Annotated in this window: 19 protein-coding genes; 14 read left to right on the top strand and 5 right to left on the bottom strand. The window is 65.9% G+C overall.

Features of this window, described 5'->3' with window-relative positions:
• Positions 1-81 precede the first annotated feature (81 nt).
• The 4 genes from ACN0T5_RS03920 (at position 82) to ACN0T5_RS03905 (ending at position 5,289) form a co-directional block, all read left to right on the top strand.
• A complete protein-coding gene (locus ACN0T5_RS03920; protein WP_417767314.1) occupies positions 82-609 on the top strand; it encodes a response regulator in 528 nt (175 codons plus the stop codon).
• A 102-nt stretch (positions 610-711) separates the two neighbouring features.
• Positions 712-2,427: an NAD+ synthase gene (locus ACN0T5_RS03915; RefSeq protein WP_417767313.1), complete on the top strand. Its 1,716-nt coding sequence runs from the start codon at positions 712-714 to the stop codon at positions 2,425-2,427.
• A gap of 237 nt (positions 2,428-2,664) precedes the next feature.
• Positions 2,665-3,912 carry an MFS transporter gene (locus tag ACN0T5_RS03910; RefSeq protein WP_417767312.1) on the top strand — a complete coding sequence of 416 codons (1,248 nt, stop codon included), beginning with the start codon at positions 2,665-2,667 and terminating at the stop codon, positions 3,910-3,912.
• Positions 3,913-3,921: 9 nt separating this feature from the next.
• Positions 3,922-5,289, top strand: a complete 1,368-nt coding sequence (locus tag ACN0T5_RS03905) for a glutamate--tRNA ligase (RefSeq protein ID WP_417767311.1) — start codon at positions 3,922-3,924, stop codon at positions 5,287-5,289.
• On the opposite strand, the gene ACN0T5_RS03900 is transcribed toward ACN0T5_RS03905, so the two are convergent.
• Both ACN0T5_RS03900 and ACN0T5_RS03895 read right to left on the bottom strand, forming a co-directional pair.
• Positions 5,252-6,496: a DUF2865 domain-containing protein gene (locus ACN0T5_RS03900; RefSeq protein WP_417767310.1), complete on the bottom strand. Its 1,245-nt coding sequence runs from the start codon at positions 6,494-6,496 to the stop codon at positions 5,252-5,254. The two genes, ACN0T5_RS03905 and ACN0T5_RS03900, sit on opposite strands and share 38 nt — an antisense overlap.
• A 199-nt stretch (positions 6,497-6,695) precedes the next feature.
• A complete protein-coding gene (locus ACN0T5_RS03895; RefSeq protein ID WP_417767309.1) occupies positions 6,696-7,196 on the bottom strand; it encodes a MarR family winged helix-turn-helix transcriptional regulator in 501 nt (166 codons plus the stop codon).
• 239 nt (positions 7,197-7,435) lie between these two features.
• Here ACN0T5_RS03895 and ACN0T5_RS03890 point away from each other — a divergent pair, with 239 nt between their 5' ends.
• Positions 7,436-7,822: a hypothetical protein gene (locus ACN0T5_RS03890; protein ID WP_417767308.1), complete on the top strand. Its 387-nt coding sequence runs from the start codon at positions 7,436-7,438 to the stop codon at positions 7,820-7,822.
• An 83-nt stretch (positions 7,823-7,905) separates the two neighbouring features.
• Positions 7,906-8,427: a CreA family protein gene (locus ACN0T5_RS03885; protein WP_417767307.1), complete on the top strand. Its 522-nt coding sequence runs from the start codon at positions 7,906-7,908 to the stop codon at positions 8,425-8,427.
• Positions 8,428-8,501: 74 nt separating this feature from the next.
• On the opposite strand, the gene ACN0T5_RS03880 is transcribed toward ACN0T5_RS03885, so the two are convergent.
• The 3 genes from ACN0T5_RS03880 to ACN0T5_RS03870 form a co-directional block, all read right to left on the bottom strand.
• Complete coding sequence (locus tag ACN0T5_RS03880; RefSeq protein ID WP_417767306.1) at positions 8,502-8,837, bottom strand: ArsR/SmtB family transcription factor; 336 nt, start codon at positions 8,835-8,837, stop codon at positions 8,502-8,504.
• A 166-nt stretch (positions 8,838-9,003) separates the two neighbouring features.
• Positions 9,004-9,216, bottom strand: coding sequence for a hypothetical protein (locus ACN0T5_RS03875; RefSeq protein WP_417767305.1), 213 nt, complete (start codon positions 9,214-9,216; stop codon positions 9,004-9,006).
• A 192-nt stretch (positions 9,217-9,408) separates the two neighbouring features.
• The gene (locus tag ACN0T5_RS03870; RefSeq protein WP_417767304.1) at positions 9,409-11,175 is read right to left on the bottom strand and encodes a L,D-transpeptidase family protein; all 1,767 of its coding nucleotides are present in this window, start codon (positions 11,173-11,175) and stop codon (positions 9,409-9,411) included.
• A 318-nt stretch (positions 11,176-11,493) separates the two neighbouring features.
• Between ACN0T5_RS03870 and cysS the strand changes: the two genes are divergently transcribed.
• From cysS to ACN0T5_RS03830, 8 genes are all read left to right on the top strand, one after another.
• Positions 11,494-12,939 (top strand): cysteine--tRNA ligase, encoded by a 1,446-nt coding sequence (gene cysS, locus ACN0T5_RS03865; RefSeq protein ID WP_417767303.1) that lies wholly within the window; start codon positions 11,494-11,496, stop codon positions 12,937-12,939.
• Positions 12,940-13,281: 342 nt separating this feature from the next.
• Entirely contained in the window at positions 13,282-13,692 is a 411-nt protein-coding gene (locus ACN0T5_RS03860; protein WP_417767302.1) for an endonuclease domain-containing protein, read from the top strand.
• The gene (locus ACN0T5_RS03855) at positions 13,685-14,215 is read left to right on the top strand and encodes a GFA family protein (protein ID WP_417767301.1); all 531 of its coding nucleotides are present in this window, start codon (positions 13,685-13,687) and stop codon (positions 14,213-14,215) included. Before ACN0T5_RS03860 ends, ACN0T5_RS03855 begins: the two co-directional genes overlap by 8 nt.
• A gap of 84 nt (positions 14,216-14,299) precedes the next feature.
• On the top strand, positions 14,300-15,892 hold the full coding sequence (gene cimA, locus ACN0T5_RS03850) for a citramalate synthase (protein ID WP_417767300.1): 1,593 nt from the start codon (positions 14,300-14,302) through the stop codon (positions 15,890-15,892).
• 34 nt (positions 15,893-15,926) lie between these two features.
• Positions 15,927-16,856, top strand: a complete 930-nt coding sequence (gene rarD, locus ACN0T5_RS03845; RefSeq protein WP_417767299.1) for an EamA family transporter RarD — start codon at positions 15,927-15,929, stop codon at positions 16,854-16,856.
• Between the two features lie 184 nt (positions 16,857-17,040).
• The gene (locus ACN0T5_RS03840) at positions 17,041-17,451 is read left to right on the top strand and encodes an ArsR/SmtB family transcription factor (protein ID WP_417767298.1); all 411 of its coding nucleotides are present in this window, start codon (positions 17,041-17,043) and stop codon (positions 17,449-17,451) included.
• Complete coding sequence (locus ACN0T5_RS03835; RefSeq protein WP_417767297.1) at positions 17,448-19,397, top strand: ABCB family ABC transporter ATP-binding protein/permease; 1,950 nt, start codon at positions 17,448-17,450, stop codon at positions 19,395-19,397. The genes ACN0T5_RS03840 and ACN0T5_RS03835 overlap by 4 nt, the downstream gene beginning before the upstream one ends.
• 135 nt (positions 19,398-19,532) lie before the next feature.
• Positions 19,533-20,234, top strand: coding sequence for a phosphatidylserine decarboxylase (locus tag ACN0T5_RS03830; RefSeq protein ID WP_417767296.1), 702 nt, complete (start codon positions 19,533-19,535; stop codon positions 20,232-20,234).

Below are 20,234 nucleotides of genomic sequence, written 5' to 3'. Positions count from 1 at the left end.
CGAAGTGAATTTACGTAAAGGAAATTTTGGTTAGTTTCGCATACTTTGAATTATGCGCCAATCGGGAGGGGACCGAACGGCATGATACTGGACCTTTCGGAACTGTCGGTGCTTGTCATCGATGACAATCTGCACATGCGCAGCCTGTTCAGGGCGATTTTGAGCGGGTTCGGCGTTCGGCGCATCCTGGATGCGGGGGACGGATCGGACGGGCTCGCCATGATGCTCGACCGCAAACCGGACCTTGTCGTCTGCGACTGGGTGATGTCGCCGCTCAACGGCGCCGAATTCCTGTCCATCCTGCGCTCCGACCCGGATCCAATAATCGCCACGACACCGGTGATCATGGTCAGCGCCGATGCGCGCAAGCCGGTGATCCTGCGTGCGCTGGATCTCGGCATTCACGAGTTTCTTGCCAAGCCGGTGTCGCCGGCCATGCTCTATCAGCGCATGCAGCGGGTGCTCACCGAGCACAGGCCGTTCCTGCGCAAGGACGAGGGCCTGAGGCCGGCGCCGCGCGCGCCGCAGCCCGCGGCGATGCCGACGGCGGCCGTCATCGCCGGGGGCAGGGTGGCAAGCGGCCACGATGCGGGAACCGTCTTCTTGTGATGCGTCTCCCGGCCTGCCGTTCGGGCTGTTCCGCGCTGCATGCGCGGCGGTCATGCACGGCGTCGATTGCGCCGGCGTCGGGGCCGCGATAAACCGTTTTGCATGAGCACGCCCCGGACAGATTCTCCCTCAGCCGATCCGTCCCAGCCGGCCCGTGAAGGCCGTCTGAGACTTGCGGTCGCACAGCTCAACCCCACGGTTGGCGACGTCTCCGGAAACCTGGCACTGGTCCGCAAGGCCCGCGCGCAGGCCGCCGAGGCCGGCGCCGACCTGGTTCTCTTCTCGGAGTTGTTTCTCTCGGGCTATCCGCCGGAGGATCTCGTCCTCAAGCCGGCCTTCGTGTCCGCCTGCCGGTCCGCGCTGGACCAGCTTGCCGGCGAGACCGCCGATGGCGGACCGGGACTGATCGTCGGGCTGCCGTGGCGCGAGGGCGACAAGCTCCACAATGCCGTCGCGCTGGTCGATGGCGGCCGGATCGAGGGCGTGCGTTTCAAGGTCGACCTGCCGAACTATGGCGAGTTCGACGAGAAACGCGTCTTCCAGGCCGGCCCGCTGCCGGGGCCGATCGGTTTTCGCGGCATTCGCCTCGGCATTCCCGTTTGCGAGGACGCCTGGTCCGACGAGGTCTGCGAGTGTCTTGCGGAGACGGGCGCGGAACTTCTGCTGGTGCCCAACGGTTCACCGTTCTACGCCGGCAAGCCGGACATTCGGATGCAGGTGATGGTGTCGCGTGTCGTCGAGACGAACCTGCCGCTCGTCTATTGCAACCAGGTCGGCGGGCAGGACGAGCTCGTCTTTGACGGCGGTTCCTTCGCGCTTCAGGCCGATCGCAGGCTTGCCTTCCAGATGGGCGAGTTTGTCGAGGATATCGCGATCACCGACTGGCAGCGCTACAGCGACGGCACATGGGCGTGCGAGAGCGGCCCGAAGGCGGTGCTGCCGGACATGGATGCGGCACGCTGGCAAGCCTGTGTGCTGGGGCTGCGCGACTATGTCGACAAGAACGGTTTTCCCGGCGTGGTGCTGGGGCTTTCCGGCGGCATCGACAGCGCCGTCGTCGCCGCGATGGCCGTCGATGCGCTGGGGGCCGAGCGGGTTCATTGCGTGATGCTTCCGTATCGCTACACGTCGAGCGAAAGCCTCGTCGATGCGCAGGCCTGCGCCGATGTGCTCGGCATGCGCTACGACACGGTGGCGATTTCGCCTGCGGTCGAGGGGTTCGCCGCCTCGCTGAACACCCTCTTCGCGGGCACGGAAACCGGCGTCACCGAGGAAAACATCCAGTCGCGCACGCGCGGCACGATCCTGATGGCGATCTCCAACAAGTTCGGTGCGATCGTCGCGACGACCGGCAACAAGTCGGAAATGTCGGTCGGCTATGCAACGCTCTACGGCGACATGAACGGCGGGTTCAACCCGATCAAGGACCTCTACAAGACACAGGTCTACCGGCTCGCCGCCTGGCGCAACGAGCACTGTCCGGAGGGGCTGCTCGGCCCGCAAGGCGAGGCCATCCCGGTCAACATCATCACCAAGGTGCCGACGGCGGAGCTGCGCGAAAACCAGACCGACCAGGATTCGCTGCCGCCTTACGAGGTGCTCGACGACATTCTCGAATGCCTCGTGGAGAACGAGATGTCGGTTGGCGACATCGAGGCGCGCGGCCATGACCGGGCACTGATCCATCGCATCGAGCACCTGCTCTACATCGCCGAATACAAGCGCCGCCAGTCGGCGCCCGGCGTCAAGATCACCCGCAAGAATTTCGGCCGCGACCGCCGCTATCCGATCACCAACCGCTTCCGCGACCGGAGCTGACCTGCTCGCGCCGGGGTCATGCGCCGGTGCGGGATGCATTGCCTGGAAGTTTCCACGAGTTTGGCGCAGGCTCCCGGTTCCCTATGCTGAGGAGCTCGCGGTTTCCCGCCGAACGCGTTTCACCGACAGCAGAAATCCGCCAGCTGCCCGGTCTGGCCTCGTCCCGACGGACCTGGCATTGCCGGGCGGGACTCATCATCAGCCGTGCCGTTCGCAAGAATGTCGCAGGACGAATTCATGCCGTTTTTCAGTTTCATCCGGGAAAACCTCCGCTGGCTGTTCGCCGGCCTGTTGCTGACCTTCTTTTCCAGTTTCGGGCAGACCTATTTCATCTCGCTGGTGGCGGGCGACCTGCGCGCGGAGTTTGACCTCAGCCATGGCGAGTTCGGCGGGCTCTACATGGCGGCGACGCTGCTTTCCGCGTTGTCACTGACCTTTGTCGGCAAGGTGGTCGACAGCCAGCCGCTGGCGCTTGTCTCCGGCGGGGTGGTCGTCGCACTGGCGCTGTTTTCCGCCGGCATGGCGGGCGTTTCCTCGGTCGCCATGCTGTTTGTCGTGCTCTATGGCCTGCGGCTCTTCGGGCAGGGGATGATGACCCATGTCGCGATGACCGCCATGGGACGATGGTACGACGCGCAGCGCGGCCGTGCGGTGTCGGTTGCTTCGCTCGGCATCCAGTGCGGCGAGGCGAGCCTGCCGCTGGTCCTTGTGACCCTGTCCGGCATTGTCGGGTGGCGCGGGGCATGGTGGATCGGGGTGGCGGTGCTGCTTCTCGTCGCACTTCCCGCGCTGATGCTGCTGCTCAAGGTGGAGCGCATCCCGCGCGGCACCATCCATAGCGACGGGGGCGTGGCGCCGCAGCGGCAATGGACCCGGGCCGAGGTGCTGCGTGATCCGGCTTACTGGGTGATGTCGGCCGGCACGCTGGCGCCGCCCTTCATCGGCACGACGATCTTCTTCCACCAGGTCTATCTGGTGGAGCTGCGCGGCTGGTCGATGGAGCTTTTCGCCTCAGCCTTCATGGCGATGTCGGCGATGACGATCACCTGCGCGCTCCTCGCTGGCTATCTGGTCGACAGGGTGACCGCCTTGCGCCTGCTGCCCGTCTTCCTCATCCCGCTGGGGCTTGCCTGCGTCCTGCTCGGCACGGTGACGCATCCGGTTGCCGCCTTCGGCTTCATGGCGCTGCTCGGCATCAGCTACGGTTTCAGTTCGACGCTGTTCGGTGCGCTCTGGCCGGAGATCTACGGTTCGCGCAACCTCGGCTCGATCCGCTCCATCACGGTCGCCATGATGGTCTTTGCGTCCGCGCTTGGTCCCGGGCTCACCGGTTACCTCATCGACGCGGGGGTGGCCTATTCCACCCAGGTCTATGCCATGGCCGCCTACTGCCTCGTTGCCGCGCTGATGCTGACACTGACATCCCGTCATGTCCGGCAACGGCAGGCGAGAGGCGGCGTTGCGAGCGGTCCGGCTTCCGGCTAAGAGAGGCCTATGACCGTCACCGTTCGTTTCGCCCCGTCGCCGACGGGCTTCCTGCATATCGGCAATGCCCGTCCGGCCCTGATGAACTGGCTCTTCGCGCTGAAGAACCAGGGCCGTTTCATACTGCGCTACGACGACACCGACCGGGAGCGCTCGACCGCGGAGTTTGCCGATGCGATCGCCGGCGACCTTGCCTGGCTCGGCATCGCCCCGCACCAGAGCGTGCGCCAGTCGGACCGTATCGCGCTCTACGACGCGGCGGCGGAAAAGCTGAGGGCGCAGGGCCTTCTCTATGCGTGCTACGAGACCGCCGACGAGCTCGAACGCCGCCGGGCGCGGGCGAGGGCGCTGGGACGGGCGCCGGTCTATGACCGCGCGGCGCTCAAACTCAACGACGAGGACCGGGCGAGGCTGGAGGCGGACGGCCGCCGCCCGCACTGGCGGTTTCTGCTGCCCGACCATGACGGCGATCCTTTCGCGACGCGCCGGACGGAGATGGCATGGGACGACCTTTGCCGGGGCGCGCAGAGCGTCGATCTTGCCTCGCTGTCGGATCCGGTTCTGATCCGCGAGGATGGCAGCTACCTCTACACGTTGCCCTCCATCGTCGACGATATCGAGATGGGTGTCAGCCATGTCATTCGCGGCGAGGATCATGTGGCCAACACCGCCGTGCAACTCGCCATCTTCGCGGCGCTTGGAGCGCCCGCTCCGGTCTTCGCCCATCACAACCTGCTGACGACGGTGTCGGGCGAGGGGCTTTCCAAGCGCAAGGGCGCTCTGTCGCTGCGTTCGCTGCGTGAGGCGGGCGTCGAGCCGATGGCGGTTGCCTCCCTCGCGGTCCTGACGGGCACCAGCCATGCGATCGAGCCGGCCGACAGCCTGGAGACGCTTGCGGGCATGGTCGACCTTGCCGACGTTTCGCGGTCCTCCGCCAAGTTCGATCCCGAGGATCTCGGTCCGCTCAACGCCAAGCTGGTGCACCGGCTCGACCCCGTCGACGTGGCCGGCCGGCTTGCGGACATGGGGATCCCCGGCGATGAGGCCGAGGCGTTCTGGCTGGCGGTGCGGGAGAATTGCGCAACGGTGAGCGAGGCGGCGCGCTGGTGGACGGCGATCACCTGTCCGGCGTCGTTGCCGGCGGATGCGAACGACGCCGACTACCTGGCGCTGGCGGCGAGCCTTCTGCCGGAGGAGCCGTTTGACGAGACCACCTGGGGGGCGTGGACCGGGGCGTTGAAGACGCGCACGGGCCGCAAGGGGCGAGCGCTCTTCCTGCCATTGCGCAAGGCATTGACCGGCGAGGAGCACGGCCCCGACATGAAAACGTTGCTGCCGCTTATTGGGCGACGAAATAGCGTGGCCCGACTATCCTGACATTGCGCTCCTGCGGCGCGGCGGCGGGATCGTCCGGCGCGGGCTGCATGTGCACCACGGGCGCCGGCGTCTCTGGTTTGGCGCTGTTGCCGAGAACCGGCAGCGTCGGTGTTGCGCGCACCGGTGCAAAGCCCAGCTCCATGTTCATCAATGTGTCGGGATCGCGCCCCTGTGTCGCCGCCTCGATCGCCTCGGCCGCAGTGCCCGGGGGCGTCAGGCCACTCCGCAAGGCGTCGACGCCCATGCCGCCGGCCGGTTGCCCGTCGCGCAGATAGGTGAGTGCCTCGTCGTCGCCGCTGCGGATCAGGCTTGCCATCGTCTTGCGATCGCTCGATGCCGACTGGCAGCCGCAGCCCTCGACATAGGCGGTGCGGAAACGGTTGGCGTTGGGCAGGTCGGCATAGGGCAAGCCGTCGACAGAGACCAGGTTTTCGACCGTTTCGCCGGGATTGCGGTGGACGAAGAGCTGCGCCTCCGCTGCCGGGCACATGGACCGGCACACGGCGGCGTCGCGCCCGAAACCGTCCTGGCTGGTGGAGAAGCTGACCGGAAAGTAGAACCCGTCGCAGGTGCGAACGCACATGGTGCGGTAGGTCGGCCCTGCCATCCGGCGCGTGGTGAAGGTGGCTTTTGACGACGAGCCGACCCGCGCGCTGGAGCGGGTGTCCGCCTCCTCACGCAAGGCAACCTCGTGGACCTGTGGTTCGCTGCCGCGGCCGATGCCGAACAGCGCGAGGAACCCGCCGCCGGAGCGCGAACTTGCCCGAATGCCCGGAGGCGTGTCGCCGCTGGCGGCCTGTCGTGTCTGGCCGCAACCCTGGCGGCGCAGCGCGGCGCGCAGCTTGTTCTTGCGCGATGCCGTGCCCGGTGTGGCGTGGCGGTCGCGTTGCCGTTCGATGCTGGCGAGATTGGACCGCATGCGCTTGATCTTGTCGCCCAGTCCGGCGCAGGAGCCTGCGGAGGAGGATGCGCATCCCAGATGACGGTAGTCGCGCTGTGCAAGGCCGAGGGCCCTGGACTGGTCGCGCGCGGCGGCATCCCATTTGCGAAATTCTGCCGATTTCGCCGAGCCGGCGGAAACGCGCTGCAATTCGGCCTGGAGCGCGGTGCAGCTGGCGGCAAACGCCGGACCGGCTGCCATGACAAGCATGGCGGCGGCGGCGAAGTTCCGCATAAGCCTTGTCGATCCTGCTGCGATCGGTGCCATACCGCTTTCCGATGTGTCTTCGGCGCCTGGCCTTGGTGCCGGACCAACCCTGTGGCGGGTTCGTTGACCCGCGTGGCGGTGAGCCGGCCGGTGCTCGCCGCAAACGGCCCGGCTGCTGCCAGGCTCTTGCCTTGCCTGAACTATGGCTGTGGCGGCGGCCCGAACACAAGGAAAGCCTCGATTTTTAGTAAACTCGCGCCTAACCGGCGGCAGTCCCGCCCTTGGTCGAGGCTTCGCGCTGAAGGTTCTCGCTGAGCAGTTCCGCCTGTTGTGTCAGTCGGGTAAGCAGCCGGTCGAGCAGCAGGCGCTCGCTCTCGTCGAGCGGATTGAGGAGAGCGTCGACGAACTTGCGCGCCTCCGGGACGAGGGAACGGTAGACGTCGGTGCCGCGCGGGGTCAGGTCGAGAAAGCTTTCGCGCATGTCACGCGTGTTGGCGGTGCGCAGGATCATGTGCCGCTCCTCCAGTGCGGCGGCGGCGCGCGAAACCTTGGTCTTGTGCATGCGGCTGTGCTGGCCGATCTCCTTGGCGGTCATCGCGCCGAACTGCCCGAGCGTCGCCATGATTCGCCATTCCGGCACAGAAATCCGGTACCGGCGGCGATAGATGCCGGCCAGCGACTGGCTGGCGCTCTCCGCCAGAATGTTCAGCCGGTAGGGAAGAAAGCCTTCCAGCTCGAGAAGGGTCTTGTCTTGCGTCATGCCGAGGATCCGCAGCGGGAAGTGATGACGGCTGACGATGCAATCAGCGCGCGTATGATTGCGATTGTAACCAGTTGCCCGGCAAGCGGGCAAGGGCTTGAGGGGGGAGCCGCCATGTCCGTGCGACCGGTGGGCGCAGGCACGGCGCTTGCCTGTCGGTCGCCGGCATGGCACTCAGACCCGACCGTCGATGCCGGTTGCCCGCAAGAGCGGCTGCGGCGAGCAGGAGGCAACAGGCAATGGCAGGTTCACCGTCAACACCGGGCGCGGCCGGGTCCGGGCGGCGCGAGCGCCCGGGAACACCGCCGCAAAGCGGCGCGCTGGTCTGGACCGTTCTCACCCACGTGCTCTTTCTGCCGCTCGCCGGCGCCTTCCTGCCGATGCTGATGTTCGGGACCGGACAGCAGGGAGGCTTTCAGGTATCGGCCACCGGCATGACCATTGCTCTTGCCCTGGTCGTCGTCGCACTGCACGGTTTCGGTTGGCATTTCGCCAGACGGGCGGGCGAGAGACGGCTTCAGTATGCGATCCTGTTGCTGGCTGCCCTGAGCCTTGCCTCGCTGCTCTTGCTTGCGACCCCGTCGCCGCTGGTCGGTCTTGTGCATGTCGCCGGGATTCTCTTCTGACGGTCGGCTCTTCCGACGGCCGGTTGCTTGCGGGGGGACGGTCCCGCGCCCATATGGAAGAGGCACACCGTCTGGAGTTCATGATGATCGCACGTCTTTTTCGCGCCGCCCTGCTTGCCGCCGCTACACTGGTGGCCATCGCCCAGCCGGCCTATTCGGCGGATGAACCGGACCTGATCTTCAAGAAGTCGACGGTGTGGAAGTTCCTGACCCCCGATCACAAGCTGGCGACCTACGCGGTCGACGATCCGCTCATCAAGGGTGTCGCCTGCCACTTCACCGTTCCCGAAAAGGGCGGTGTCTCGGGCTGGCTCGGCGTTGCCGAGGAGGTGTCCGACATCTCGCTCGCCTGCCGTCAGGTCGGACCGGTGTCGTTCAAGGAGAAGTTCGAGCAGGGCGAGGAGATGTTCCGCCAGCGCCGCTCCTTCATGTTCAAGAAGATGCGGATCGTGCGTGGCTGCGATGCCAGGCGCAATGTGCTTGTCTATCTCGTCTACTCGGACAAGATCATCGAGGGCAGCCCGAAGAACTCGACCTCCACGGTGCCGATCATGCCCTGGGGCGAGGCGACCGCGCCGCGCTGCGCCGACTGGCTGGACGACTGATCCGTCGCCGTTCGTTCTGCCTGCCATCCCGCGCCGCGCCGCAGGCGACGTGTCGTGGCCCGGCCCGGCCCGGTTCAGGAGGCGGATGCAGCTTCCAGCGTCTTGAGGCCGAGTGTCTCCGGCGGGCAGAAATGCTTCTGCAACAGTGCAAGCACGTCCTGCGCGACCTCGCTGTCGAGGCTGTAATAGATCGTCGTGCCTTCGCGCCGGGTTCGCACCAGACCCTGGGCGCGCAACAGGGCCAGCTGCTGCGATACGGTGGGCATGCGCATGCCGGTCAGATCGGCGAGTTGACCGACATTGGTCTCGCCGTTGGACATATGGCACAAGAGCATCAGGCGCGGTGCGGAGGCGAGCATCTTGAGAAAGCTCGCCGCATCCTCGGCCTTTTCCTGAAGGTCGTTGATCATTCCTGTCCTTCCCGAATGCCTGCGTCGGCCGACTTGCTGCATGACGCGCGATCCTGCAATCACGCCCCAGTTTCGGGTCCGAATGTGGCCTCTTCGAGAGGAGGCTCAGGCATCTGCAATTCGAAGTCGCGACATTAGAGGCGAACAATCGGGCGGACGCAAGATATCAGCGAATGCTAACAGACGAGCCATTGGCAGGAATGGCGATGGAACACACGCTATCGCTGTAGGGGCACACGTATTGCGCGGTAATGCGCGAGGAAGACCCCCGATCGGCATCACTTGCGAGCACGAAAAGTGCCACTGGCGAGAGCAGCAGGGCGCCGAAAAGAATCGCTGCAATCATTTGGCGGGAGGTCGAGATGAGGGACAGGGACATGGCGGGCTCCGATACGCAGGAGTTGATCATGGCCCGATCATGCCCGCTGGCGGCTGAACCCGTTCTGAGACGTCCCTTTATGTACGGTTCATATTGGTAAACCGGAGGAGCCCGGATCGTCCGGGGTGCTCCGACTGCGGGGCCGGGAGAAAGCCGTCGCCAACTCCCGGACCTCGCAAGGCGATGCCGAGCCTACAGATCCGTCGGCCGCAGCGAGGCGACGGCCTTGGCCAGCACCTTGTCGCGTTCGTAGATGTCGCGACGGAAATGCACCGAGCCGTCCTTGTTCACCCAGGCTGTCAGGTAGGTCAAATGCACGGGGAGCGGGTTGGCCAGCTTGATCACCCGGCGCTTGCGGGTGTCGCGGACCGCCTCGAGTTTGCGCTTGTCCCAGCCGTCAGGCGCGAGCAGCGCCTCGCCGAGCGCGAACGGGTCCTCGGCGCGGATGCAGCCATGGCTGAAGGACCGCTGGGCCCGGGCGAACAGCGCCTTGGAGGGCGTGTCGTGGATGTAGATGTTGAACGAGTTGGGGAACATGAACTTGATGCGGCCGAGTGCGTTGTTCTCGCCCGGATCCTGGCGCAGCGTGAAGGGGAAGCTGCGGCGGCTGTAGCTGCCCCAGGCGACCGACCAGGGATCGACCTCGCGATTTCCCGAAAAGACGCGGATGCCCTTGGCGGCGAGTGCGCCGGGGTTTGCCTGCAGCATCGGCAGGTATTCCTTCGTGGCGATGGAATAGGGCACCGTCCAGTAGGGGTTCACCTCCGCATAGGTGATCTGGTCGGAGAAGACGGGTGTGGCGTGATAGGGCTTGCCGACCACGACCCGGGTGGTGTGGATCGTCTTGTCGTTGTCGACGACCTTCAGGTTCTGGTCGGCGAGATTGACGAAGACATAGCGGCGACCGAGATCGTCGGGCATCCAGCGCCGCCGTTCCATGTTCAGTTCCATCTGGTCGATGCGGCGTGAGATCGGCACGTTGATCTCGGCGAGCGTGTTCTTGCCGATGACACCGTCGACGGCCAGCCCGTGGCGCTCCTGGAAAAGCTCGACCGCCTGGACAAGCGCGCCGTCATAGACATCGCCCGTATGCGTGCCTGCGGTGAAGAGATCCTGTTCGGCAAGGCGCGCGCGCAGGGCGTCGAGCCGCGTGTCGGTCATCCCCGGCTTCAGGGTCTCGCCATCGGGAATGACGGTGAAGCCGCCAGCCTTCTCCCTGGTCCGGTAATCGGCGAGCGCTGCCTTGAGACGCGCGTAATTCGGTGTGTTGGGGGAAAGGCTGTCGAGGGCGAGGGCGAAATCCTCGCCGGATTCGACGAATTCCAGCAGCACGGCCGGATCGGGTGCCCTGGGAAAGAGATTGAGGGACTTGTTGACCTCGTTCGGCTTCACCCGACCGGCCGTCAGGTGATTGGCATAGGTGACGAAGGTGTTGGACAGCGCCACTTCCAGAGCTGCGAGGTCCTCCACGCCGGCGGCCTTGCCGGCCATCGCATGGAGCCGCTCGGCATCGTAGTCGGCCGGGTCGAGCGCATGCTGCGCGGCTGTCTCGAACGCCGTCAGCAACATTTCCCCGTGCGGGTTGAGGCCGGTGTCGGTGACCCAGAGCGGCTGGAAGAGGCGTCCTTCATAGAAGCCGGAAATACCGAGTTCCAGCTCGTCCTCGCTGCCCGCGTTGAACGCGGCATCGAGCATCACCGTCGTGTTGGTGGAAAGTTCGCGGGCAATCGCCATCGCCAGCGGGTCGGTGGGAAGGGGAGCGGCGGGCGCTTCGGTCCGCGCGGTATCGGCGGGAGCGGATCCCGCCGGGGCGGTCTCAAGCGGCAGCGCCGACTGGGCGAAGGCCGGACCGCCGCCCGCCCCCAGGAGCAGCGCCAGGGCGAGGCCCGCGATCGTTGCCGGAACGCCGCGCCGGGCCCCTCGCGGCATGGTGGCGTTGCCGCCGTCGAACTGGCTCATGAAAACCTCCCCTTCATATGGCTGACTCGCACCGGCAATATGGCACGCGCTCCACAACGCCAGTGTGATGCAGAACACGTGTCGCAGGCCAGCAAAAAGGCCGCCGGAGGGGCGTCGATCCGCCCTTTGCGGCTTGACCGGGGCGGGCAAACGGGTCAGAACCATTGTCATGACAACGGCCACCCGGATGACGATTTCGATTCTCATTATTTGCAGCTAGCGACAAAGCTGGCTGTGGCCGTTCCCTCATGCGCGATGCTCTCCGACACGGGAGATTGAGACGGACGCCCCGGCCAGCCGGCCAGGAGACGACCGATCATGCCTTCCGACCATCGATTGAAACTCACCAACACGCTGACCCGCACGAAAGAGGATTTCGTGCCGGAGGACGCCGGCAACGTGCGCATGTATGTGTGCGGGCCGACAGTCTATGACTATGCCCATATCGGCAATGCCCGGCCCGTCGTCGTCTTCGACGTGCTCAACAGGCTGTTGCGCCATCTCTATGGTGCCGACCACGTCACCTATGTGCGCAACATCACCGACGTCGACGACAAGATCAACGCGCGTGCCCTGCGCGACTATCCGGACCTGCCGCTGAACGAGGCGATCGCGGAGGTCACGCGGAAGACGGCCGACCAGTTCCATGCGGACGTCAAGGCGCTGGGCTGCCTGGAGCCGGATTTCGAACCGCGCGCGACCCAGCATATCGCCGGCATGATCGAGATGATCAACACGCTGATCTCCCGGGGACACGCCTATCAGGCGAGCGGCGAGGTTCTGTTCGACACTGCTTCGATGCCCGCTTATGGCGAACTTTCCCGGCGCGTCCTGGAAGACCAGAAGGCCGGCGCGCGGGTTGCCGTCGATGCCCACAAGAAGAGCCCTGGCGATTTCGTCCTTTGGAAGCTCTCGTCCGGCGACGAGCCGGGCTGGGACAGCCCCTGGGGGCGGGGGCGTCCCGGCTGGCATATCGAGTGCTCGGTGATGAGCGCGCATCATCTGGGGCCGGTCTTCGACATTCACGGCGGCGGGCTCGACCTGATCTTCCCGCATCACGAGAACGAGATCGCCCAGTCCTGCTGCGCCCATGGCACCCAGCTGATGGCGCGCTACTGGCTCCACAACGGCTTCCTGCAGGTGGAAGGGGAGAAGATGTCGAAGTCGCTCGGCAACTTCATCACCCTGCACGACCTTCTCGAAACGGAGAAAGTGGGCGGCCGCAGATGGCCGGGCATGGCGATCCGCCTCGTCCTGCTGATGACCCAGTATCGCCAGCCGCTCGACTTCACCGAAAAGGCGCTGGAGGAGGCGGAAGGCCTGCTGGAGAAGTGGGACGACCTGCTCACCCGTAACGGTGTTGCCGCGACCGTCGGCGCGGAACCTGCGGCCGAATTCCTCGAAGCCATGACCGATGATCTCAACACGCCGCGCGCGCTTGCCGTTCTGCACGGGCTGGCGCGCGAGGCGCGCGGCGGGGACACGGCGTCGGCGCAGGCGCTTGCCGATGCGCTGGCGTTCCTTGGCTTCGACCTTGCCGATATCCGCAAGGCTGTCGATGCGGGCAGGCCTGCCGCCGCCGATCCGGCGCTTGCGGCCCGGGTGGATGCCCTGATCGCGGAACGCAATGCGGCGCGCGAGGCGAAGGACTGGGGCGAGGCGGACCGCATCCGCGACCTGCTCGCCGCCGAAGGCGTCGTCCTCAAGGACACGAAGGACAAGGCGACGGGCCTCGTCGAGACAAGCTGGGAGATGGCGCAGTGACTGTGCCCGAACTCATATCTCGGCCCTTCAGAGGGAGATGCCGGCGAAGCCCGCAGCGGGGAAAGGGCGCTCTCAACTCGCACGCCAGGTAGTCGAGGGGACGTTTGGCCCCCCTCTGTCCCCTGACGGGGACATCTCCCCCTCAAGGGGGGAGAGGGGGCGCAAGCGGACAGGCTGGACCGTGCTCCGCCTGGTCTGCGGCCCTCAGAAGGCTCGGAGATGAAGCGGAGGTTCGAGCGGTTCCACAGCCTCCTTTCTCCCCCCTTGAGGGGGAGATGTCGGCGATAGCCGACAGAGGGGGGAATATCGGGGCCGGAACGGGGCAGGGGGCTGGGCAGGGTCATGGAGCGACAGGAGCAAGCAGCCCGCCTGCGGACCAATGCCAAGCGCCTGCGCAAGGACATGACCGGAGCGGAGCGCCGTCTTTGGAATGTGCTCAGGGCGCACCGTCTCGAAGGGGTAGGATTTCGCCGGCAGATGCCGATTGCCGGATATATCGTTGATTTCGCGGCACCGGCCCACCGCGTGATCGTGGAACTGGACGGGTCGCAGCATGGTGAAATCAACGGTCTTCGGGCTGACAGGCGGCGCGACCGGCGACTTGAAGAGCTTGGATGGACGGTGCTCAGGTTCTGGAATGTGGATGTGATGAACGAACTGGATGGCGTCTGCAGGCGGATACTTGTCGAGTGTCAGTCACAAGGTACCGGGCGCGAACCGAGCGGTGCCATACGGGAGAACAGACATGAGTGAAACCGAGATCCATACCGGCGGCTGCCAGTGCGGCGCGGTGCGGTTCCGCATTTCCGGCGCGCTGGGCCGGGCCTCGATCTGCCATTGCCGGATGTGCCAGAAGGCGTTCGGCGGCTTCTACGCCCCGCTGGTTGCCATCGACAAGGCACAGATTGCCTGGACGCGCGGCGAGCCGGCGCGGTTCCGCTCCTCCAACCACGTCGCGCGCGGGTTTTGCGCCGCATGCGGCACGCCGCTCACCTATGAGGAGCCGGGGAACACGATGGCGGTTGCCATCGGCGCCTTCGATGCGCCGGGGGGCATCGTGCCGACCATCCAGTACGGAGTGGAGGGCAAGGTCGCCTCTGTCGACCAGCTTGCCGGCCTGCCGGGCCTGAAAACCATCGAGGATACGGAAAATGCCGGCTTTCTGGCCGATATCCGTTCCAACCAGCATCCGGACGAGGATACCGCAGACTGGCCGCCGGCCGACTGGCCCCAGGATGCGTGGTCGCATCCGCCCGCTCCGGCGCGCGACGACTGACAGGGCGCCGGCGGGTTCCGCCGGCACCGAGAGAGACGACATCGAGACCGGCCTGAAGAGCCGGCGGCCCCAGGGATCACGACCATGACAGCGGAACGCCTCTACCTGTTCGACACGACGCTGCGCGACGGAGCGCAGACGGCGGGGATCGATTTCTCGGTGGAGGAGAAGATCGTGATTGCCGAGCTGCTGGAGCGGCTCGGCGTCGATTATGTCGAGGGCGGCTATCCGGGGGCCAATCCGACGGACACGACCTTCTTCGAGGAAAAGCGGACGAAAGCCGCGACCTTCACCGCCTTCGGCATGACCAAGCGCGCCGGCCGCTCGGCCGCCAACGACCCGAGCCTCCAGACGGTGCTGGGCTCTGCTGCCGATGCGATCTGCCTCGTTGCCAAGAGCTGGGACTATCACGTGCGTGTCGCGCTCGGCTGTTCCAACGAGGAGAACCTTGTCTCCATCCGGGAGAGCGTCGAGGCGGTCGTTGCCAGTGGCCGCGAGGCGATGATCGACTGCGAACACTTCTTCGACGGCTACAAGGCCAATCCGGACTATGCGCTGGCCTGCGCGAAGACCGCCTTCGAGGCGGGGGCGCGCTGGGTGGTCCTGTGCGACACCAATGGCGGCACGCTGCCGCACGAGGTCTCGGAGATCGTGCGGCTTGTCGGTGCCAGCGTTCCGGGCAGGCATCTGGGCATTCATGCCCATGACGACACCGGTCATGCGGTCGCCAATTCGCTGGCCGCGGTGGCGGCCGGCGCGCGCCAGATCCAGGGTACGCTCAACGGGATCGGCGAGCGCTGCGGCAACGCCAATCTGGTGACGCTCGTTCCCACATTGATGCTGAAGGCGCCGTTCAGGGACATGTTCGCGCTGGGCGTGACGTCCGAGGGCCTTGCCGACATCACGGCGATCTCGCGGGCCTTCGACGAGATCGTCAACCGCTCGCCGAACCGCCACGCGCCTTATGTCGGAGAAAATGCCTTCGCCACCAAGGCCGGCATCCATGCGTCCGCGATCCTCAAGGAGCCGGAGACCTACGAGCATGTACCGCCGGAAACGGTCGGCAATCGCCGCCGGGTGCTTGTTTCCGACCAGGCCGGCAAGTCCAACCTGATCGGCGAACTTGCCCGGCTCGGGATTTCCGTCGAGAAGAGCGATCCGCGCCTCGACACGCTGCTCGCCGACGTCAAGGAACGCGAGGCGCAGGGCTATGCCTACGAGGCGGCGGACGCGTCCTTCGAACTGCTCGCGCGCCGGCGGCTCGGCGAAGTGCCGCGCTATTTCGACATTCATTCCTTCCGCGTCATGGTCGAGCGGCGGTTCAACGCCATCGGCGAGCTGGTGACGGTGTCCGAGGCCGTGGTCAAGGTCGACATCGACGGCGAGACGCGCATGTCGGTGGCGGAAGGAAACGGCCCGGTCAATGCGCTCGACACGGCGCTGCGCAAGGATCTCGGCCGCTATCAGGACATCATCGACGAGATGGAGCTGACGGACTTCAAGGTGCGTATCCTCAATGGCGGTACCGACGCCGTCACGCGCGTCCTGATTGAGAGCCAGAACCGGCGCACGCATAAACGCTGGTTCACGATCGGGGTTTCCGGCAATATCGTGGATGCGTCGTTCCAGGCGCTGATCGATTCTCACACCTACACGCTGCTGAAGGCGGGCCGCTGACAGGCCCCGAGCGGCCATATCGGACCAGCTGATCATGACGACCACCCCGGCGATCGGGGCGGAGGACGCCGAACGGCGCCTCGGCCTTGCCTTCGCACTTTCCGCGTTTCTGCTCTGGGGCTTCCTGCCTGCCTATTACAAGTGGACGGCGGCAATTCCGGCGGACCTGGTGGTCGCCCACCGGATCCTCTGGTCCGTGCTGTTCCTCGCGATTTTCCTCGGCTGGCGCGGGCGGCTCGGGGAGGTGGGGGCGATCCTGCGCGATCCCGCGACGCTTTCCAAACTGGCGCTGTCGGCCGCGGTCATCTCGATCAACTGGCTGGTGTTCATCTGGGCCGTGGAGCGCGGCCGCATCCTGGAGGTGAGCTTCGGCTATTTCGCCAATCCGCTGGTCTCCGTCGCGATCGGCCTTTTGGTGTTGAAGGAGACGCTGAGCCGCTGGCAGGCCACTGCCATCGGGCTTGCCACGATGGCGGTCGGCATCCAGGCACTGGCGCTGGGCGGCTTTCCCTGGGTGTCGATGGCCCTGGCATTCTCCTTCGCCTCCTACGGCTATCTGCGCAAGACGGTGGCCGTCGGCGCCTCGCCGGGACTGATGGTCGAGGCCATCGTGCTGGCACCGCTGGCGTTTGCTTATCTGGTCTATGCGGGGGTATCCGACGGCGGAGCGGCCATGGCCGACGTGCTGCCGCTCGACCGGCCGGGCCTGTTCATGCTCCTGATCGGCACGGGCGTGGTGACGGCCGTGCCGCTGGCGCTGTTCGCCGCCGGGGCGCGGCGCCTGTCGCTGACCGCCGTGGGCCTGATGCAATACATCGCCCCGAGCATCCAGTTCCTGCTGGCGCTCTATGTCTATGGCGAGGAGGTGGAGCCGGTGCGGCTGGCGACTTTCGGCCTGATCTGGGTGTCGCTGGCGATCTTCACGACGGACACGCTCTACCGCCACGAGCGCCGCCGGAAGTGATGCCTTGCCCCGGGCCGCGCCGACTTTCGTTTGCGTGCGACCCGGCCGCAAACCGGTGTTTCCGCCGTGTTTCAGGGGAAAGTCCGCGGGTCTGCGCGAAAAGGCGATGGCGCCGGCCTTGCGGTGTGCCGGTTGGCCTTCTAGAACCTGATCTATCGGTAAATTACGATGGCTCAGGTCTTTCATGGACATCCAGCTTGCAACGCGTGATGACGGGCGGTCCGCTCCTGCGCCAGCCACCTTGTCGGCTGTCGAGGGCGAGCGGCTGGCACAGGTCTTCAAGGCGCTCGCCCATCCTGTGCGGGTGAAGATTTTGGCGGCCCTGTCGTCCTGTGCGGAAGCCTGCTGCGGCGCCATCGTGCGAACCCTGCCGCTTGCCCAGTCAACCGTCTCGCAGCACCTGGCCGTCCTGAGGGCGAGCGGTCTCGTCGAGATGCGCGGCGAAGGGCGTTGCTGCCATTACCGGCTTGCGGGCGACGCGCGCGCGCTTGTCGAGACCGCCACTCGCCAGATTTTCGCCGCGCCGGCGTGTGGCGAACCGGCACCCAACACGGATCAGGCGCCGGCCGGCGCCTGTCGAAAGGACATGGAATGACCAGCCGACGCTCGGGCATTGCCCGGCCCGCGCCGCAGATCTCTGCCGACGAGGTCTCCACCCTCAAGACGCTCGGGCAGCTCTGGCCCTATATCTGGCCCTCCGAGCGGGCCGACCTGAAGATGCGGGTCGGCCTTGCCGTGGTGGCGCTGGTGATCGCGAAGATCGTCACGGTGTTTTCGCCCTACTTCTTCAAGTGGGCAACAGACGCGCTGACGGCGGAGGGCGGCGATGCCGGCTCCACCGGGGGGACCCTCGGGCTGGGGACGCTTCCGGTCTGGCTGGTGGCGCCGGTGATGCTGGTCATCGCCTACAATGTCGCGCGGGTGCTCTTCGTCGGCTTCAATCAGCTGCGCGACGCGCTGTTCGCCCGCGTCGGCCAGCACGCCGTGCGCCAGCTTGCCTTTCTGACCTTCCGCCACCTGCATGCCCTGTCGCTGCGCTTCCACCTGGCGCGGCGCACCGGCGGGCTGTCGCGGGTGATCGAGCGCGGCGTCAAGGGCATCGAGAATATCGTCCGCTTCACCATCCTGAACGGCATTCCGACGATCCTGGAATTCGGCGTGATGGCCGGGGTGATCTGGTTCCAGTTCGGCTTCCTCTACGTGGTCGTCGTCGCGGTGATGATCGTCGCCTACACCTGGTTCACGGTGCAGACCTCGAACTGGCGCATCGCCATTCGGCGGGAGATGAACGACAACGACACGGAGGCCAATTCCAAGGCCATCGACAGCCTGCTCAATTTCGAGACGGTCAAGTATTTCGGCAACGAGCAGATGGAGGCCGAGCGTTTCGACCGCTCGATGGCCGGCTACGAGAGCGCCGCGACACGGACCTGGACATCGCTTGCCTGGCTGAACTTCGGCCAGGCCGTCATTCTCGGCGGCGGAACGGCGATCTGCATGGTGATGTCGGCGCGCGCGGTGATGGCCGGAACGCAGACCATTGGCGATTTCGTCATGATCAACGCCCTGCTGCTGCAATTGTCGATCCCGCTCAACTTCATCGGCTTTCTCTACCGCGAGATTCGCCAGGGCCTGACCGACCTGGAGGCGATGTTCCAGCTTCTTGGCCAGCCGGCCGAAATCACCGACCGCGCGGGCGCGAAGCCGCTTGCCGTGGATGGCGGCACGGTGCGCTTCGAGGACGTCGTGTTTCACTACGATGCGGACAGGCCGATCCTGCAGGGCATCAGCTTCGAGGTTCCCGCCGGTCGCACCGTGGCCATTGTCGGGCCGTCGGGAGCGGGAAAGTCGACGATCTCGCGGCTTCTCTTCCGCTTCTACGACGTCACGGGCGGGCGCATCACCATTGACGGGCAGGACGTGCGCGACGTCACCCAGGAGAGCCTTCGAAAGGCGACGGGCATGGTCCCCCAGGACACGGTGCTGTTCAACGACACGGTCGCCTACAATATCCGCTACGGTCGACCGGACGCGGACGAGGCCGAAATGCGCGAAGCCGCCCGGATGGCGCAGATCTCCGACTTCATCGAGGCGCTGCCGCAGGGCTACCGGACGGAAGTCGGCGAACGCGGACTGAAGCTGTCGGGCGGCGAGAAGCAACGTGTCGCGATTGCCCGGACGATCCTCAAGGCGCCGCCGATCCTGATCCTCGACGAGGCGACGTCCGCGCTCGACACCCATACCGAGCGTGAGATCCAGGCGGCTCTTGACCAGGTTTCGCGCAACCGCACCACGGTTGTCATTGCCCACCGGCTGTCCACCGTCGTCAATGCCGACGAGATACTGGTGCTGGAGCGCGGACGCATCGTCGAGCGCGGCCGTCATCAGGATCTGCTGGCCGGGCAGGGGCTCTACGCCTCCATGTGGGCGCGCCAGCAGGAGGCAAGCGAGGCCGAAGAGCGGCTGCGTGCCGCCCGCGAGAACGATACGGGGTTCGTCGTGCGCGGTCCGCGTGCCGGCGAGGACGTGCCTGCGAAATAGGCCCGGGAGCACCGCCCGGGCAGGTCATTTTCCGCGACGGATTGATTTTGCCGCTCTCTCCGGTGCAAAAGGGGCGGAATTGGTGCGCGCCGGCTCCGGCCGGGCGCGTGGCCGCGCTTACCAACGGGACCGCCCATGTCGCTGACCGATACGATTACCAAGACGCTCGTCCCGATTCACCGGGAGGGCTGGCCCTTCATCGCCATTGCCGGTGCCGCGACACTGGTCATCGGCTGGTTCGTCGACCCGCTGTTCTGGATCGGCCTGATCCTGACCGCCTGGGTCGCCTACTTCTTCCGCGACCCGGCCCGTGTGACGCCCATCGACGACGATCTCGTCGTCTCGCCGGCGGACGGCACGGTCTGCCAGGTCGGTCAGGCGGTGCCGCCGGTGGAACTGGATCTCGGCACGGATCCCATGATGCGCATCTGCATCTTCATGAATGTGTTCAATTGCCATGTGAACCGCGCGCCGATCGGCGGCCGCATCACCCGCGTCGCCTATCGCGCGGGTTCCTTCCTCAACGCGGAATCCGACAAGGCGAGCGAAGAGAACGAGCGCAACGGACTGGTCATCGAAAGCGGCGAGACCCGCATCGGCGTCGTCCAGATCGCCGGCCTCGTGGCGCGGCGCATCGTCTGCTTCGTGCGTGAAGGCGAGAATGTCGGCGCCGGCGAGCGCTTCGGCCTGATCCGCTTCGGCTCGCGGCTCGATGTCTACCTGCCGGAGGAAGCCAGCGTCAGGGTCGCCGTCGGCCAGACCATGGTGGCCGGCGAAACGGTGATCGCGGACCTTTCCACCGAGACGCGCGAAAGCGTGCTCTCGCGGGTCAGCTGA

It is taken from the genome of Stappia sp. (assembly GCF_048261845.1).
Taxonomy (GTDB): Bacteria; Pseudomonadota; Alphaproteobacteria; order Rhizobiales; family Stappiaceae; genus Stappia.
Note: the sequence above shows the minus strand (reverse complement) of the source record. Positions and strands in the feature narration are given on the sequence as shown.